Genomic DNA, 15,503 nt, shown 5'->3' with positions numbered 1-15,503 from the left:
GTCAGCCTGTGAGGCAGTCACACCGAACCACTCGGTCAACAGCGCAGTCGCCTGCTTCAGACACGGTCGAGTAGCCGGTTCAACGGAATGTGACGGGATCATGCTTGGCTCTGGTTCCTTGTCAGCACTGGACCGGTACCCGGCTTCTGCCAAACCGGTAGGACCAGCGACTCCCTAGGTACCCCGGCCGCAGTCGGCCATTCGCGCCCGGCCCACCGGTGACGCTCGGCGGCCGGCGGTGCGGCACCGACCACTGGCAATGTCTTCGACTCCAGCTAGCCGCCAGGCCTTTCCGGGATCCGGCCGGGTACCGCAGGTTCATGCCGCAAGCAATCGTGACGGGATCGGACAGTGGTATCGGCCGGGCGACGGCGGTCGTGTTGGCGCAGGACGGCTTCGATGTCGGCATCTGGGGCAGCTGACGCGCCGGCAACTGGAGCTCGCGAAGGCCGAGTTCCAGGCAGAGGCGAAGAAGGCCGCAAGGGCGATACAGCCGGCTCGGCGGCGTCATCAATGCGGAACCTCTGGCGATCCGGTTTGGGAGATCGCCGCGGCGAAGGTGATTTGGTGCGGCGCCGGGGTACCGCAGCCGACAGCGAAGGGGGTGGTCATGCAGTCGTTCTTGCCGTTTCCGGACTTCGCGGACAGCGCTGCCGTGCTGGATCCACGTCGTCTGGGCAAGCAACGGGTGGAGGCGCTGCAGATTCTTCGCGGGTTGACGGTTCAGGGATATGGCTGGCGTCATCATCCGGCGGTGAAGATGTGGGCGGGGTACGAAGAGGCACTGGTGCGGTACGGCCTGGAGATCTGCCGAGCCTGGACGGCGCAGGGGCGGGCGGACACCTGCCAGGTGACGTTGCTTCGTGACCTCGCCGATGTGTGTGAGGTCCGGGACGTGCGCACTCAATCCGACCTCGGCGAAGCGGGTGATCTGCCGCCTTGGCTGGGCGACGACGCCCTCCATGCCAGCCATCGCTCGGCGCTGCTACGTAAGGATCCGGAGTACTACGGTTGGCTGTTCAACGACCCGCCGAACCTGCCCTACGTGTGGCCGTCATCCGATCGGGGGCCATGCCGGGGGCCGGGCTGAGAATGTCAGATCTCGTGGCCGGGGTGTCCCGGGGTGACGCGACGCTGCTTCATCTCTGCCTCGTTCAGGTGGCGCTTGCCGCCGGTGAGCTGGTCGCGGGCCTGCTTCTCCAGGTCGGCGAACGGGCCGTAGTAGTGGTCGTCGTACTCCTCGATGATTCGGAACGTCCAGTGGCCGGGGATCACGTTGCGGCCGACGAGCTCCGTGGTGATCCGGTCCGCCAGGTCGTGGTGGCCGGCTTGCCGCAGCAGTTTTACGGCATCGTCGAGCCGGTGATCTGCGCGTCCGGTCAGTTGATGGAACGCATAGAGGTGACCGCGCGCCCGGATTGCCGTCTCCATCGCATCGGTCAACGTCCCGACCGCCGCGACGGTGAGATCGTCGACACCGCAGGGACGTTCGTGCCCTGCCGGAGCCGGCTGCACGTCCAGATCGGGCTGCAGGTCCGCAGGCTCAGTCATGCGCAGACGGTGCCCACCACCCGCGCGCCGAAACCGTGCGCGTAGTTATGCGCTGTCGGGCCGACAGCGCTAGGCGCAGCTGAAGCATGATTCGTCCGAGGAGTAGTGAGACCTGCACGGCCCCGGCATGAGCTCGAGAACCCGATCCGCAACACCGGCAAGCTCCGCTGACCTGGCTGAGTGTGTCGGCTGCATCGGCGACCGGGCACGAATCCGCATGAGCGTCTCAGGCTGGGCAAGACACCAGTCGGATGGGCGTGGACCGCATGGATTGTGATGCGGGGGGTACCTGCGCGGGCATCCATGTGGCAGGGATCGCTGTCCTTCGAGACGCCCATGTTGTGGTCGATCGGGTTCCTGGTCACGTTCCTGTTCGGCGGCCTGACCGGAATCATCCTGGCCTCGCCGGCACTGGACTACCAGCTCAACGACTCGTACTTCGTGGTCGCGCACTTCCACTACGTCGTGTTCGGGACCGTGGTGTTCGCGATGTTCGCCGGGTTCTTCTTCTGGTGGCCGAAGATGACCGGCAGGATGCTCGACGAGAAGCTCGGCAAGCTGCAGTTCTGGATGTTGTTCATCGGTTTCCACACGACGTTCCTGGTGCAGCACTGGCTGGGCGTTGAAGGCATGCCGCGCCGCTACGCGTCGTACGGGGCGAATGAGGGATTCACCGTTCTGCACCAGGTGTCGACGGTTGGCTCGATGCTGTTGGGGCTCTCGACTTTGCCGTTCCTCTACAACGTCTACAAGTCACGCCGGTCGCCGTTGGTGAAGGTGGACGACCCGTGGGGCTGGGGCCGGTCGTTGGAGTGGGCAACCAGTTCGCCACCGCCGCGGCACAACTTCGTCCAGCTGCCGCGGATCCGCTCCGACAGCCCGGCCTTCGACGTACACCATCCGCGCGTCGCACTCACCGAGTACGGCGACACCGGAGCGCCCGCCGACAACCTCCTCGACGCCGGTGAGGACCAGGGCCGCGTCGAACATCTCGAACAGCAGACTGACGACTGACGTCGTCACGTCCCGGGCCGAATTGGCGGCGCGTGCCCGTGGCGGCTGCCCTGGTAGGCGAGTTCCCGCACCGTTCGCAGCCAGGCAGGAGCCATTTGCCAGCCCGGCGGGGAGTTGAGCATCGGATCGAGCCGATCACCCGTGTCGCTCATCGGGTCCAGCAGGGTCAGCCGGCCGACGGTGAGCCACCCTCCCGTGAGACCGGCGATCGCGAGGGCGAACGCTTCGGGTGCGTTGTGTGCGAGCCCCGACACCGATGCGTGACCGACCTTCGGTCCTCGTGAAGTCGCCATGAGCCAGAATCGCCGATGGTCCAGTTCGTACGGAGACAATGTGCTGTAACGCGCAGTGCTCCAATCCCGGGCGGGCAGCGGCAAGCATCGGGTCAGACGGCCTTGTCCCGCGCTGGACATCAACAAATCCCAGGGATCATCGGCCGCTGGTCGAACCCGGATCGCGAGCCCTAGGACGTCTGCCAGGCCGTCGGGAGTGCCAGCGCCCTTGGTGAGCCTCGCCATGGCGTCGTACCGTCCCTCGGGGAGCGGAGCCACCAGCTCTAGTGTGGCTTCGAACGCCAGTCCGCGGGGATGAAAGGCGGCGGCACCGCGCGCAGCAGCGATCCGGCGAAAGGTCTCCCGGACCACTGTTTCGGCGGTGCGCCGGATGACCCCGATGGCTTTTCGACCTGTCGACATGAATCGATCTCCCTACTCGTCACCGTCGCGGCGCTGGCGCGCCAATTCCCGCGTTCGACGGCTGCGGCGCCACAGGTAGAACAGCAGCGATCCGCCGACGAGCAGGCCCAGGAAGAGGAACGAGATCACCGCCAAGGGAGTCTGGTCGAAGTCGCTGGGATCCGCATCGGTGTCGCCTGGTGGGTTCACGCCGGGCTGCGGCGTCGATCCCAAGGTCGGCGACGGAGTGTCCGCGACTGGAGCCTGGACCGCCGCTCGGGTCCGACCACCGCGGTCAGCAGATCCCGCGGTGGCGTGAACCCCGGCCGATGTCACCACCAGGACGAGCCCGGCCAGTAGGAGAATGCGCAACCGTCGCATCGCCTGCAGGTTCCCCGCGTGAGATCTTCTACACGCCCTGCGTGAGTGTGGCGCGTCCTGGCGGGTACCGGCGATGTCCAGAAGAAGGCAGCCCCCGAGGAGAAGGCAATGGTTGCGGTTCGCATTCGTCCGGTGGGAGGTGGGTCCGGTTGTCTGCTGATGATCCTGGTTTCCGTCGCCGCCTCCATCCTGCTCACTGTCGTCCTGAATATGCTCATCTGACCCGTACTGGGGTTACTGGCTCAGCGCGGAAGGTACTGGGGATCCGCTGCTGTGAGGTTCGGATCAGGAGGTGGAAGCTCGCCACGTGCCGTCGGTTGATGGGGCCACTGTGGGTCGTCATGATGTCGATCCCTGGGAGCGACGGATGCGGCGGACCGCGCGGTAGCCCAGGACGCCCGCGATGATCCATGGGGCGGCGACGATCAACGGATCCAAGGGCTGATGGATCAGGTCCGCGCGCTTCTGGCCGCGGCGGGACCGCAGCCCATGGTGCTTGATCTCGCTGAGGATCCCGGTCTCGGTGACTGGGTTGTCGGGGTGCCGGGAAGCGAAGGATCTCAGCGTGCTCTCGAGCGCGTCGACCCGGTCGGCTGCGATCAGGAGGAGCCAGTGGGCCGCTCGCCCTTCGCTGTATCGCTGGTAGGCGGTCCTGCGGATCACACCTGAGACGCCGTGAGGTGGGCAGGATGTGCCGAAGACCGGGGTGAGGAACTCGTGCTCGATCGACCGCTCCCGTGGCCGTTCCTCGGGTTGGCGGTCGGGGAAGTCCCACTCGGCGCCGTACGGATGCGGTTCGAACTGCTCCTTCGGTACGGCTGGACGGTCCTTCGGATCGAGATCCGCACCCCAGCCAGGAATGCGTGCACGCAGTTGCCCGCTGGTTTCCGGGTTCGGTGGTTTCTGCTGTGTGTAAGCCATGTCGCTCCGATCGGCGTCAGGCGGCTTCGGGTACGACGAGCGGCTTGATGCAGCCGTCGAGTTTGGCGGAGAAGATGTGGTAGCCCTCGGCGATGTGCTCGAGCGGGATGCGGTGGGTGACGAGTTCGCTGGGCTTGAGGTAGCCGTTGCGGACGTGCTCGAACAGCCGCGGCCACTGCCGCTTTACCGGGCACTGGTTCATCCGCAGCGTCAGGCCCTTGTTCATCGCGTCGCCGAACTTGACCGCGCTGAACATCGGGCCGTAGGCGCCCATCACGGACACGGTGCCACCCTTCCGGACCGAGTCGATGGCCCAGTTGAGCGCAATGGGGGAGCCGCCCTGCAGTTTCAGTTTCGCCGACGTGATGTGCTGCAGTAGGTTGCCGTCGGCCTCGGCGCCGACGGCGTCGATCGCCACGTCGGCGCCGAGGCGGTCGGTAAGTTTCTTCAGCAGTACGACGACATCGGCGTGCTCAGTGAAGTTGTGGGTTTCGGCGTGGGCGAAGGTGCGTGCCTTGGCCAGCCGGTACTCGAGGTGATCGATGACGATGACCCGCCCGGCTCCCATCAGCCAGGACGACTTGGCGGCGGACAGACCGACCGGGCCGGCGCCGAACACGACGACGACGTCGCCCTCGCCGATGTCGCCGAGTTGGGCGCCGAAGTAGCCGGTGGCGACCGCGTCGGTCAGCAGTACGGCGTCCTCGTCGTCCATCCAGTCGGGGATCGGGCTGGGGCCCACGTCGGCGAACGGCACCCGGACGTACTCCGCCTGGCCGCCGTCGTACCCGCCGCAGGTGTGGGAATAGCCGTAGATACCGCCGACCGCCGTCGCGTTCGGATTGACGTTGTGACAGTTGGCGTACAGGCCGCGGGCACAGAAGAAGCAGGTCCCGCAGAAGATGTTGAACGGCACCATCACCCGGTCACCGGGCTGCCGGGTCTGGACCGAGGGGCCGACCTCGTCCACGACTCCGATGAACTCGTGCCCGAACGTCATGCCGACCCGGGTATCCGGCATCATCCCGTGGTACAGATGCAGGTCCGAGCCGCAGATGGCGGCCCGGGTGACTCTGACGATCGCGTCGTTCGGATGTTCGATCGCCGGGCGCGGTTTGTCCTCGACGCGGATCCGGTACGGACCTCGGTAGACCATGGCGCGCATGGGCGACTCCTTTTCGCGAAAGGCAGCCAGTGCCCCGGCCCGGGCGCGGCAAACCCGCAGCCGTGGCGGATGTCTGCTAGGTCGAGCGGCCGGTGAGCCTGTCCCGGAGCCGGTCGACCAGTCCCACTCCGGGACCGACGAGCTTGTGGAAAAGCTCGGCGTTCGGTGCGGCCGGATGTGGCCTGGTGGGTGCGACCTTCTTCGCCAGCTCGACCTTTTCCTTCAGCTCGACCAGCGTGGCGGCAGGGACATGGGCCCGCAGTTGCGGGAACTGCGTGGTCTCCTCGTCCTGCACGTGGTCGAGGAGTGCTTGCCGTAGGTTCCCGAGCACGTCCTCGAACTCGGCGCTGTCCGTGTCGGCGCCCTCCAGCTGTTTCATCAGCGTCTCGAGTTCCTTGTGTTCCTGGATGTCGTGCTCGACGGCTTGCTCACCGTTCGGCAGGTGGTCGCGCATCGCTGGATAGACGTACATCTCTTCGGCGACCGAGTGCCGCACCAGTTCCGCGATGAGCTGGTCGGCCAGGTCCCGGCGTTCTTCCGGGTCGACGGTGGCCGTGATCTGATCGGTGAGGTTCTCGACCTCTCTGTGGTCCGCGGTGAGGACGTCGATCATGTCCCGATTGGTGTCGCCGTCGGTGGAAGTCATCAGCTTCTCCTCCTACGTAGTGGTGGAAGTGCGTAGGTACCCCCCGGGAGGCCTTGCAAGCACGTGTGTCTGCTGCCGTCTGAATGTCGCGGGGGCGGGGTACCGAGGCGGTGACGGCGAACGAGCGCAGGGACGGCGTGCGCAGGACGGGACGACCGCCTGGTCCACCTGGTGGCAGCGGGAGAGCCGGATCCTGTCGCGGCCACAGACCCGACGGTCGCCCCCGACACCGCACCGGGGGCGCCCAACCGGTGTGGACTGAGCTGCCCAGTGTGAGCTCACAGGCAGCTCGTCAGGCCTTCGAACACTCCGGCGCGCAGTGATTTGGAGCGCTCGAAGGCGCCGCCGCGGTCCATTCGCCGGCCGTCTTCGGTGAAACTGCTCGCGACGATCTCGGTGAGCGCTTCGTCGAGGTCGCCGGGGGACAGTTGAGAGCTGGGCAGGTCGCCTTGGGCGAGGTACGCGAGCCACGCGCCGGTGAAGCAGTCGCGCTGCAGTCCGGCCTGCCGGCCGGTGGTTTGCAGGCCGGACTGGCTCTGCGCGGCTTCCGCCCATGCTTGGCTGAGTACTGCTCCAGTGGCCAGGTCACCGATGCGCTCATGGGCAGTCTGAACCCGCGAGGTCAGCCAATCGATCGATGCTGTCGCGGCACAGTACTGCGAGAGGCCGCCCTGCTCGAGGTCTCCGGGACAGGTCGGCAGCTTGTCCGCGTCCGTCGCGTTCAGCGTGGGTGCGGTGAACGTCTCGCCGGTGCGAAGCTGGGGTACAGCGGTCGACCAGAAGTCGTTGAGGGTTCCGGAAAGAAGCTCCACGGTTTCCGGGTAGGGCAGGTTGCCGCCGGTCGCTGCCTCGGTCGCCGTTCGGAACGGCAGTTCGGTGGAGACCACACCCTGCTGCGGAAACTGTGCACAACGCTCAGCGCCTTGTTCATAACCGGTCTGGAACGCGTTGACCCGATCGAACCCCAGGCCGTGGGCCTGTGGAGCCGTGGCCGCGGTGCCAGGCTGGTCTCGCAACGTCAGGATCGTCGCCACCGCGCTGTCGAGTGCACCGTCAGTCAGGCTGATCGCGTCAGTTGTGGAGGTTTCGGCGAAGCGAGTCCATGATCCGGCGAAGCAGTCGGCCTGCAGTTCACGAACGACCGAGACCGCCTCGACGCGGACGCGTGCCTGGATGGCGTGACCCAGCTCGTGGGCGAGCACGATGGCCGGCGCGACGCTGCCGAACTGTTCGGTCAGCCGCGGAAACAGTCCGGCGTCGTCCCACGCGATGTAGTCGTCGCCGGCACCGCAGTAGAACGCGTTACCGCGCAGGTCGGCGTACGTCTGCGGCTGGCCACCGCAGGAGAAGGGCCGGCTCTGTGGAGTCTTCGGCTGAAAGCCACCGGCGAGTTCCACGAACTCCTGCTGGTAGACCTTGGGCAGTTCGGCGGACCAGTAGTCGACCAGACTGCGTTGTGCAGCGCCGGTGACGTCCGTGGTGGGGGAGGTACGCCCCAGCGATAGGCCGTCGAGGCCCTGGCCGTCGTCCGGTCGATTCCGGGACACCAAGGCGATCACGGCGACCAGAGCCGCCACGACGACCAGAAGGCTGAGACGCCCCGCGCCTCTTTCCATACGCACTGTGTTCCCGGGTTCCATCACGGCGGCGCCCCTTGATCACTAGGTCGCGGCAGCGGTACCCCGATCCCGACCGCCGAATCGTCGCTCTCTCCGCATGGCGCCCCCATCGCTCTCGAGCCAGCGAAGTACGGCTGGCCTCTGCCTCGATCGGCTCGATCTCGCGGACTGGGTTGGCGGAGATGGCTCCGTGGTGGCCGTCCAGCAAGACGCATGCCTCCGAGCATGGTCAGCGCCGTGGCGAAGGCTGAAATGCATCCACCTGTTGCTGCCGGCCGAGTCCGAAAGCGGTCGGGACCACCTACGGCGAGGATCGGGTATGGGTCAGACGACTGTCATCAGCGGGCCGGTGGGGCGCTCGCCCGGATGATCACCACGTCCTCCTCGTCGACGTCGGAGGGGATCGTCCCTGCGGCCTGCTGCGCTCGCATCAGCGGGCCCAGCGGACCCCGCTCGCATGCTCGCACCTCGACGTCCACCAGACCGACCCGTCGCAGCCGCTGCAAGGTGGTGTCGATGCCGATGAGGGACGAGTGCACGAGGAGCAGCGCCCCACCGGGGCGCAGGTGGGCAGGGGCCCCGTCGCACAGCGCGTCGAGAACAATTCGGCCGTCGTGACCCGCCTCCCACGCCCGGCTGGCGCCATTGCGGGGCACGTCGGGCTTCGGTGACGGCACGTAGGGCGGGTTGCTCACGATCAAGTCGAACCGCTCGCCGGCCACGGGCGCGAACGTCCGGCCCCGGAGCGCCCGGACGCGCAGGCCGGACCGGAACGCGTTGAGCCGGACAGTGAGCAGCGCTCGCCGAGAGACGTCGATCGCGGTCGTGGTCGCGCCGCACTCGGCGGCGGTGAGGGCGAGAACACCGCTCCCGGTGCACACATCGAGCGCCTGCGAGCCCGGACCGATGGCCTCCTGGCGGATGGCGTCGGCCAGCATCCACGAGTCGGAGATCGGGGCGAAGACGCCTGGAAGGGTCAGCAGTTTCATGCGGTGAACACCTCCGCGAGCCATGGCACCACGCGTTCAGGACCGAGCGCTCGGAGGTGCTCCACCGGTGGGTCCTCCACCATCGCTCGTACGTCGTCCAGGCCGCCCGGCGCGTGGGGCTCGGCGGCGTCGATGAGGTCGTGAAGGCAGCGGCGGGTGGATCGGGCCTCGCCGGTGCGGAGGTCGAGGAGTTCTCCCCGGACACCGTCGCGGAGCGCGGCCCACCGGTTCTCCGCGATCCTCCAGGTCGGCGCCGGCGATTGGAGCTCGCCGAGGTGGTGCAGGTCGGCAAGCCTGGCAGCGAGCGCGTGCACGAGCCGGGCGACCGCACTGGTCCGATCCACGGTCGCCTGCACGTCGAGGACCCGCAGCTCCAGCGTGCCGAAGCGGACATGCGGTCGGAGCTCCCACCACCACTCCGAAGCGTCGGTCACAGCGCCCCCTCGGACCACCCAGGCGAGGTCGTCGGCGAGCTGCTCCCAGGAGGTGATGACCGGAGGCACGCCCTGGCGGGGCAGCTGGGAGGCGATCACCGGACGCACAGAGCACAGGCCGGTGTCCCGTCCGGCAGCGAAGGGAGCGGCCCCGGCCAGCGCGGCCAGCTCCGGGAGAAGGTTCCGCAACGCGTGGTAGACGCCCAGCGTGCAGTCGGCATCGCCAAAGGCCAGGTGCACTTGCAACGAGGAGACCAGCTGCCGACCGATCACCTCGCGGTAGCGTGCCCCGAGCCCGGCGGCCCGCTCCGTGGGCGACAGTGCGGTGGGTCCGTCGAGGAGCGGGTGAACCGGCGCGGCGATCGCGGCCAGGTCGGGGCCGCAGGCGGCGGCGACCAGCGCTCGGCACGAGCCCAACTCCTCGACAGCGTCCGCCACGTCCTCGTGAACAGAGGTCGCGATCTCGAGTTGGCAGGCCGGCAGCTCCGGCTTCACCCGCGGGTCGCCGATGCCCGCCAGCACGGCGGCGGCATTCGCGGGCAGCCAGCTCCCCCGGTGCACCAGCAGTAGCTCCTCCTCGAAACCCACGGTTCCGGCGACGGTGCTAGAAAACAGCGACCGGAGCAGCGCAGTGTCGAGGGGCGCGCCGGCCCACCGGCCGGACGGCGGAGCGCCAGAAGACCCTTGGAATCCGCTCCGATCGATCATGGACGCGCTCAGCAGCGGATCGCTCAGCCCCACCCCCGCTGCGGGGTGGACAGACTCGGCGTTGGCCACGCAAGCCTCCAGTCCGCGCCGGGCGCAGCGCGCACCGGCGTTCCTGAGGCTCTCCTCTGAACCCCGCGACCCCCCGGTTACCCCCGGCGCGTAAGTCAACCCTCGGCGCCGCGGCGCAACGCTCCGGCGTCGTACGAGGTGCTCGACCCGTTGACAACCGCGGTATCTACTTCTGGTGGAAACGTCTTGGCTCAGCTTGCCGTGGCGTGGCGGGGCAGGGTGTGGGTGCCGTCGCAGAAGGGAGGTATGGCGGTGCGGCCGCAGCGGCACAGTGCGATGGTACGGCGTGGAGCCGGAATCGGATCGCCGTCCTCGTCCAAGAGCAGGAAGTCGCCGCGGACCAGGATCGGACCGTCCGGGTAGGGGCGGATCTGTGTCGCGCTGTCGTCCTTCGTGGTCATGAACAGGTAGTACCCACCTGAGGGTGATTCACGATGGTTTTCCGGCGGGTACCGGGGCCGCAGCCCGATGCCTCGAGGAGAAGATCATGCAGCTACCACCGCCACGTGGGCCGCTCAGCGCCTGGTTGAACGACCGGCTCACGGGTGGCGACGATGGAGACCGAACCATCGAAGTCAGGCCATCCGGTCGGCCGTTCGCCGACGATGATCTGCAGTTGGCCCTCTGGGTCGCCTACGAGCTGCAGTATCGCGGCTTCGACGAGGTAGACCCCGATCGCCAATGGGATCCGGGCATCATTGCTCTCCGCGCACGGTTGGAGCGGCCCTGGATCGACTGGCTGGAAGCCAACTGCCGGATCTGTCCAACTGATCAACCGGTCGCGGAGCAGCTGCGAGCATTGATCGACGCCGATGACGGTCCACGGCTGGCGCCGTACCTGCGTCGGCACGCCACGATGGAGCGGTTCCGCCAGTTCGTTCTGCACCGGTCTGTCTACCAGCTCAAGGAGGCCGACCCGCACAGCTTCGCCATCCCGCGCCTGGACGGCGCTGCCAAGGCGGCGTTGGTCGAGATCGAAGCCGACGAGTACGGTGGTGGCCGCCGGGACCGGATGCATTCCGAGCTGTTCCGTACGACGATGCGCTGGCTCGGGCTCGACGACAGCTACGGCTGTTACGTCTCGGCGGTGCCGGCCGTCACATTGGCCGTGTCGAATGTGATGTCGCTGTTCGCGGTCCATCGCCGTTGGACTGGCGCGCTCCTCGGTCACCTGGCAGCACTCGAGATGACGTCCACTCTTCCCAATCGTCAGTACGCTGCCGGAGCCACCAGACTAGGCGCCTCGGAAGAACAGGCACGTTACTTCACAGAGCATGTCGAAGCGGACGCGGTCCACGAGCAGATCGCGGCGCACGATCTCTGCGGCAGCTATGTGCAACAACACCCCGACGCGATCGGCGACGTACTGTTCGGGGCACGCTGTTCGCTTGCGGTGGACAACCTGTTCGCCGAGCAGCTGCTGACCGAATGGAAGGTGTCCGCTCGCTATCTGCGCGGGGCTGATACGGCCGCAGGATGAGTCCGGCTCTGTGTTTCTTTCGGGCGTCGGCTGACCTCTCCAGAACTGGGGGCTAGCACTGGGGGCCAGAGGCCGGATGGACCGGCGCCTAGGCCGGTCCAGCTGGAAGTCGGCCTTGCTTGCGGGTTACGTGCCTGGAGCTTGGGGCGTGGGCGGTAATCGTTGACCAGAACCGCACTGAACGAGACAGTGTCTTCGCTGTTACTCAGCGTGCGCTCAGGTCGCCGCCACTACGGTCCTGCGCACGACTTCTGATCTGACGCGCTCGGCGTCCAGCCCGGCTGGTGTGAAACTGCTCAGCAAGGTCCCGGAGGTGACTGCCTACTTCTGGCTGATCAAGGTTTCTCGGTACGACGGTCGCCGTCTGGTACGGCCGGGAGGGCACGCTGTCGATCCACAGCATCATCACCCGGCGCCGGGAGGCCTGGTACTGGATGGCCATCTTGTTCACGTTCGCGCTGGGGACCGCGGCGGGTGACCTGGCGGCTGAGCAGCTCAGCCTCGGTTACTGGGTCTCGGCTGTGATTTTCGGGCGGATCATCGGAGCCGTCGCGATCGCGCACTACGGCCTGCGGCTGGGTGCGGTGCTGTCGTTCTGGATCGCCTATGTGCTGACTCGCCCACTCGGTGCGTCGATCGGCGATTACCTTTCGCAGTCCCGCGATGACGGCGGCCTGGGCCTCGGGACCACCGGCACGAGCGCCGTCTTCCTGGCTGCGATCCTGGCGCTGGTGGTCTACCTGACCGTCTCCCGGGCCGACCTGTTGGGGCCGGCCGAATGATGGTGGCGAAGAGCGCTAGTGGGTTGGGAGGGTTACCCGTCGCTGGCTCCCGGCGCTGTCGCCTGTGGTGAGCTGTCGGCGGGAGGCCTCGCCGCAGGAGTTCCGTTGTGTCCGCGGCGGCTGCCCTGGTAGGCCATCTCCCGGATCGTCCGCAACCACGCGGGCGCCAACCGCCAGCCGGGTGGGGAGTTGAGCATCGGGTCGAACCGATCGCCCGTGTCCGTGAGCGGGGTCAGCAGAGTCAGGCGGCCGACGGTGAGCCAGCCTCCTGTTTGGCTGGCGATCGCGAGGGTGAACCCCTCGGGTGCGTTGTGGTCGAGCTTGATCACAGATGAGTGGCCGACCTTTGGACCCCGGGGCGTAGCCATGAGCCATATCCACCGGTGGTGGAATTCGTACGGCGCCAGCGTGCTGTACCGCGCGGTGCTCCAGTCACCGGCGGGGACCGGCAAGCATCGGGTCAGGCGGCCTTGTCCTGCGCTGGACAGCAGTAGATCCCAGGATCCGGCCTCGGCTGCTGGTTGCACGCGGATTGCCAGTCCGAGGACGTCGACCTGGTCGCCGGGGGTGCCTGCGCCTTTGGAGAGTCGCGCCACAGCGTCGTACCGGCCTTCAGGAAGCGGGGCAACCAACTCGAGTTCGGCCTTGAACGCCACCCCGTGGGGGTGAACGGCAGCGGCACCCCGGACGGCAGCGATCCGGCGGAAGGTCTCCCGCACCACCGCTTCGGTGGATCCCCGGATGACATCGATGACTTTTCGACCTGTAGACAAAGTTGAATCCTTGCATCGCGGTACCGTGCCGACTCCAGGTACCCGCCGCGAGCTCTGACAGTCAGCCTGGCGGTTGTGGCTGTTCTGGGTCTTGCCGTCGCACTCCACGGCGGTGTCCTTCTTTTCCTCCTGCTGGTATGCGCGAGCTCGCCGCGCAAGCTATGGCCGCACGCTTCTTCTGGAGGCGTTCCTGGTCTGGCCATTTGACGTTGTACACCCAGCCGAGCCGTTCGAATCGCTTGATGAACCAGGCGTTGATGTCGATCTGTCCCTTGAGTACGCCGTGGCGTGCGCACGTGGGGTCGGCGTGGTGGAGGTTGTGCCATGACTCGCCCTGACTCAGGACGGCCAGCCACCAGACGTTCCCTGACCGGTCGCGGGACTCGAAGGGCTTCTCGCCGGTGAGATGACAGATTGAATTGATCGAGAATGTGACGTGGTGCATCAAGGCGATACGGACCAGAGTGCCCCAGAAGAATCCGGTAGCGGCACCGTGCCACGACATGCGCCACAGCCCGCCGATGAGCGCAGGTGCCAGCAGAGAGATCGCCGCCAGTTCACGGAAGTGCCGCGAAATCCAAACCATGTCGCGGTCGTTCAGGAGGTCTGGGGCGTAGTGCTTCGGGTCGGCGCGATCCTTGCCCCAGAGCACCCACCCGACATGGGCGAAGATGAACCCCTTGGTCACCGCCCAAGCGGTGGTGCCGTAGCGCCAGGGCGAGTGTGGATCGCCCTCTCTGTCGGAGAACTTGTGGTGTTTGCGGTGGTCGGCCACCCAGCGGATGACGGGTCCTTCAAGCGCCATACTGCCGGCGATTGCGAGTCCGATCTTGAGGCCACGCTTGCTCTTGAAGGAGCCGTGGGTGAAGCCTCGGTGGTAACCGGCGCCTATGCCGGTGGCGGTGATCACGTAGAACACGACCAGGAGGACGATGTCGCGCCAGCCGATCCAGCCGCCCCAGGCGAAGAAGATCCCTGGCAGTAGCGCGAGAGTGGGCACGACGATGAACACCCAGATGAGCCCACGCTCGAGGTTGCCACCAACGGGTTGGAATTCGCCCGGAGGCGACTCACCGGAATCTGCTGCTGACGTCATGTCCCACTCCTAGATGTTGGTCTCCTCACCAACCCCACACCAGCGCGGGTGGGGTTGGTGAGCAGCCGCTTGGGCGGCCCAGCGCTGCGCTGTTGAACGCCGACGCCCCGACGTTTCAGTCGGCCCGGGGCGGACCGGCGCTGTATCCCTTAGGTGCCCCGACGCACGATCACTTACTCGCGGCTCTACACGCCCTTGCGCGCTCGGAGCCACCGCGAACTGAGCGGCCGAGCAGACATCCGACTTCCCGTCTGAAGTGCAACCGACTGTGAATGACCCTGCATGACCCGGGGTACTGCAGACCAGGGGAACCTGGGACGAACTCGCCATGGTCAAGACGGTGCCAGCTTTTGCGGGATTGATCGCCCCAGTGTCGATCTGATGACTAGTTGTTCTGTATCTGCGTCGCCTGTGCCTTGGGAACAACAGCGCACACTCACCGAGACTCTGCTTCGCGACGCGGCCAACGCCGCCGGTGCTCGTCGCGCGGACCTGCTCTCTGAAGCGATCGTGCAGGGTACCGCGATGGCGCGGTCGCTCGCGTTACGGTACGACGGACGGGGGGTGGAGCGGGAGGAGTTGTTCCAGGTCGCGTACGTCGGACTCGTGAAAGCGGTGCAGGGATACGTACCAGGGCCGGACACGGACTTCCGGTCGTATGCCTTCCCGACCATTCGAGGCGAGCTCAAGCGGCATTTCCGGGACTACGCGTGGAGTGTTCGGCCGCCGCGGCGAATCCAGAACCTGCAGGCGTCCATCAATGCCGTCGAGGGTGAGCTGGCTGCGCGGTTGCACCGCTGGCCGACCGACCAGGAGTTGGCCGACCGTATCGGCGTACCACTCGGGGATGTCAGGGATGCGCAACGTGCCTTGGGATGCTTTCGTCCAGTGTCGCTGGACGCTCCGGTGGGCGTCGAGTCCGCGATGTCGCTCGGCAGCCTGATGCCGGACCAGGAGAACACGTTCGAGCTGGTCAACCAGCTCGAGACGCTGCGCCCGGCGGTCGAGAACCTCGCCGCTCGGGACAAGCTGATCCTCCGCCGGCGGATGATCGATCACTGGAGCCAGGCCGAGATCGCCGCTGAGATTGGGGTCAGCCAGATGCAGGTCTCGCGGCTTCTGCGCCGGATCATGAGCATCCTCCAAGACGCACTGGCCGCCTGATGCCACGGCGGATTCCATCCAGCTTGTGAGTGCACAG

General features: G+C 66.8%; 16 protein-coding genes and 1 pseudogene. 5 read left to right on the top strand and 12 right to left on the bottom strand.

Annotated elements, in window-relative coordinates:
* The first annotated feature begins 610 nt into the window (after positions 1-610).
* Positions 611-1,090 carry an MSMEG_6728 family protein gene (locus tag EV643_RS18995; protein ID WP_133801416.1) on the top strand — a complete coding sequence of 160 codons (480 nt, stop codon included), beginning with the start codon at positions 611-613 and terminating at the stop codon, positions 1,088-1,090.
* Between the two features lie 5 nt (positions 1,091-1,095).
* Here the strand turns inward: EV643_RS18995 and EV643_RS18990 are convergent, their stop codons facing one another.
* Positions 1,096-1,551, bottom strand: a complete 456-nt coding sequence (locus tag EV643_RS18990) for a hypothetical protein (protein WP_133801415.1) — start codon at positions 1,549-1,551, stop codon at positions 1,096-1,098.
* 303 nt (positions 1,552-1,854) lie between these two features.
* On the opposite strand from EV643_RS18990, the pseudogene EV643_RS18985 reads away from it, so the two are divergent.
* Positions 1,855-2,565 (top strand): annotated as a pseudogene (locus EV643_RS18985) (cytochrome c oxidase subunit I); the annotation flags it as partial.
* Between the two features lie 5 nt (positions 2,566-2,570).
* Here the strand turns inward: EV643_RS18985 and EV643_RS18980 are convergent.
* From EV643_RS18980 to EV643_RS18940, 9 genes are all read right to left on the bottom strand, one after another.
* The gene (locus EV643_RS18980) at positions 2,571-2,858 is read right to left on the bottom strand and encodes a hypothetical protein (RefSeq protein ID WP_133801414.1); all 288 of its coding nucleotides are present in this window, start codon (positions 2,856-2,858) and stop codon (positions 2,571-2,573) included.
* 414 nt (positions 2,859-3,272) lie between these two features.
* Positions 3,273-3,620 carry a hypothetical protein gene (locus tag EV643_RS18975; RefSeq protein WP_133801413.1) on the bottom strand — a complete coding sequence of 116 codons (348 nt, stop codon included), beginning with the start codon at positions 3,618-3,620 and terminating at the stop codon, positions 3,273-3,275.
* Between the two features lie 339 nt (positions 3,621-3,959).
* Entirely contained in the window at positions 3,960-4,541 is a 582-nt protein-coding gene (locus EV643_RS18970) for a hypothetical protein (protein WP_133801412.1), read from the bottom strand.
* Between the two features lie 16 nt (positions 4,542-4,557).
* Positions 4,558-5,706: a zinc-dependent alcohol dehydrogenase gene (locus tag EV643_RS18965; protein WP_133801411.1), complete on the bottom strand. Its 1,149-nt coding sequence runs from the start codon at positions 5,704-5,706 to the stop codon at positions 4,558-4,560.
* Between the two features lie 76 nt (positions 5,707-5,782).
* Positions 5,783-6,352: a hemerythrin domain-containing protein gene (locus EV643_RS18960; RefSeq protein ID WP_133801410.1), complete on the bottom strand. Its 570-nt coding sequence runs from the start codon at positions 6,350-6,352 to the stop codon at positions 5,783-5,785.
* A 278-nt stretch (positions 6,353-6,630) separates the two neighbouring features.
* Positions 6,631-7,968 (bottom strand): neutral zinc metallopeptidase, encoded by a 1,338-nt coding sequence (locus tag EV643_RS18955; RefSeq protein ID WP_166665489.1) that lies wholly within the window; start codon positions 7,966-7,968, stop codon positions 6,631-6,633.
* 341 nt (positions 7,969-8,309) lie between these two features.
* Positions 8,310-8,960: a HemK2/MTQ2 family protein methyltransferase gene (locus EV643_RS18950; protein ID WP_133801408.1), complete on the bottom strand. Its 651-nt coding sequence runs from the start codon at positions 8,958-8,960 to the stop codon at positions 8,310-8,312.
* Positions 8,957-9,982, bottom strand: coding sequence for a carboxylate-amine ligase (locus EV643_RS18945; RefSeq protein ID WP_166665488.1), 1,026 nt, complete (start codon positions 9,980-9,982; stop codon positions 8,957-8,959). Before EV643_RS18945 ends, EV643_RS18950 begins: the two co-directional genes overlap by 4 nt.
* A gap of 380 nt (positions 9,983-10,362) precedes the next feature.
* Entirely contained in the window at positions 10,363-10,572 is a 210-nt protein-coding gene (locus EV643_RS18940) for a CDGSH iron-sulfur domain-containing protein (RefSeq protein ID WP_133801406.1), read from the bottom strand.
* A gap of 86 nt (positions 10,573-10,658) precedes the next feature.
* Between EV643_RS18940 and EV643_RS18935 the strand changes: the two genes are divergently transcribed.
* Positions 10,659-11,651, top strand: coding sequence for an iron-containing redox enzyme family protein (locus EV643_RS18935; RefSeq protein WP_133801405.1), 993 nt, complete (start codon positions 10,659-10,661; stop codon positions 11,649-11,651).
* 434 nt (positions 11,652-12,085) lie between these two features.
* On the top strand, positions 12,086-12,433 hold the full coding sequence (locus EV643_RS18930) for a COG4705 family protein (RefSeq protein WP_133801404.1): 348 nt from the start codon (positions 12,086-12,088) through the stop codon (positions 12,431-12,433).
* Between the two features lie 32 nt (positions 12,434-12,465).
* Here EV643_RS18930 and EV643_RS18925 read toward each other — a convergent pair whose 3' ends face one another.
* Positions 12,466-13,206: a catalase family protein gene (locus tag EV643_RS18925; protein WP_133801403.1), complete on the bottom strand. Its 741-nt coding sequence runs from the start codon at positions 13,204-13,206 to the stop codon at positions 12,466-12,468.
* A 61-nt stretch (positions 13,207-13,267) separates the two neighbouring features.
* Positions 13,268-14,218 carry an acyl-CoA desaturase gene (locus EV643_RS18920; RefSeq protein WP_238165662.1) on the bottom strand — a complete coding sequence of 317 codons (951 nt, stop codon included), beginning with the start codon at positions 14,216-14,218 and terminating at the stop codon, positions 13,268-13,270.
* A gap of 609 nt (positions 14,219-14,827) precedes the next feature.
* On the opposite strand from EV643_RS18920, the gene EV643_RS18915 reads away from it, so the two are divergent.
* Positions 14,828-15,466 carry a sigma-70 family RNA polymerase sigma factor gene (locus EV643_RS18915; RefSeq protein WP_238165661.1) on the top strand — a complete coding sequence of 213 codons (639 nt, stop codon included), beginning with the start codon at positions 14,828-14,830 and terminating at the stop codon, positions 15,464-15,466.
* The last annotated feature ends 37 nt before the right edge of the window (positions 15,467-15,503 follow it).

Origin of the sequence: Kribbella caucasensis, from assembly GCF_004361855.1 — a bacterium.
GTDB lineage: Bacteria > Actinomycetota > Actinomycetes > Propionibacteriales > Kribbellaceae > Kribbella > Kribbella caucasensis.
Note: the sequence above shows the minus strand (reverse complement) of the source record. Positions and strands in the feature narration are given on the sequence as shown.

Coding starts and splice junctions, on each gene's coding strand:
- EV643_RS18955 (WP_166665489.1), bottom strand. CDS start 7,968: ATGGAAAGAGGCGCGGGGCGTCTCAGCCTTCTGGTCGTCGTGGCGGCT.
- EV643_RS18915 (WP_238165661.1), top strand. CDS start 14,828: ATGGCGCGGTCGCTCGCGTTACGGTACGACGGACGGGGGGTGGAGCGG.
- EV643_RS18940 (WP_133801406.1), bottom strand. CDS start 10,572: ATGACCACGAAGGACGACAGCGCGACACAGATCCGCCCCTACCCGGAC.
- EV643_RS18980 (WP_133801414.1), bottom strand. CDS start 2,858: ATGGCGACTTCACGAGGACCGAAGGTCGGTCACGCATCGGTGTCGGGG.
- EV643_RS18975 (WP_133801413.1), bottom strand. CDS start 3,620: ATGCGACGGTTGCGCATTCTCCTACTGGCCGGGCTCGTCCTGGTGGTG.
- EV643_RS18965 (WP_133801411.1), bottom strand. CDS start 5,706: ATGCGCGCCATGGTCTACCGAGGTCCGTACCGGATCCGCGTCGAGGAC.
- EV643_RS18950 (WP_133801408.1), bottom strand. CDS start 8,960: ATGAAACTGCTGACCCTTCCAGGCGTCTTCGCCCCGATCTCCGACTCG.
- EV643_RS18970 (WP_133801412.1), bottom strand. CDS start 4,541: ATGGCTTACACACAGCAGAAACCACCGAACCCGGAAACCAGCGGGCAA.
- EV643_RS18930 (WP_133801404.1), top strand. CDS start 12,086: ATGGCCATCTTGTTCACGTTCGCGCTGGGGACCGCGGCGGGTGACCTG.
- EV643_RS18960 (WP_133801410.1), bottom strand. CDS start 6,352: ATGACTTCCACCGACGGCGACACCAATCGGGACATGATCGACGTCCTC.
- EV643_RS18990 (WP_133801415.1), bottom strand. CDS start 1,551: ATGACTGAGCCTGCGGACCTGCAGCCCGATCTGGACGTGCAGCCGGCT.
- EV643_RS18935 (WP_133801405.1), top strand. CDS start 10,659: ATGCAGCTACCACCGCCACGTGGGCCGCTCAGCGCCTGGTTGAACGAC.
- EV643_RS18995 (WP_133801416.1), top strand. CDS start 611: ATGCAGTCGTTCTTGCCGTTTCCGGACTTCGCGGACAGCGCTGCCGTG.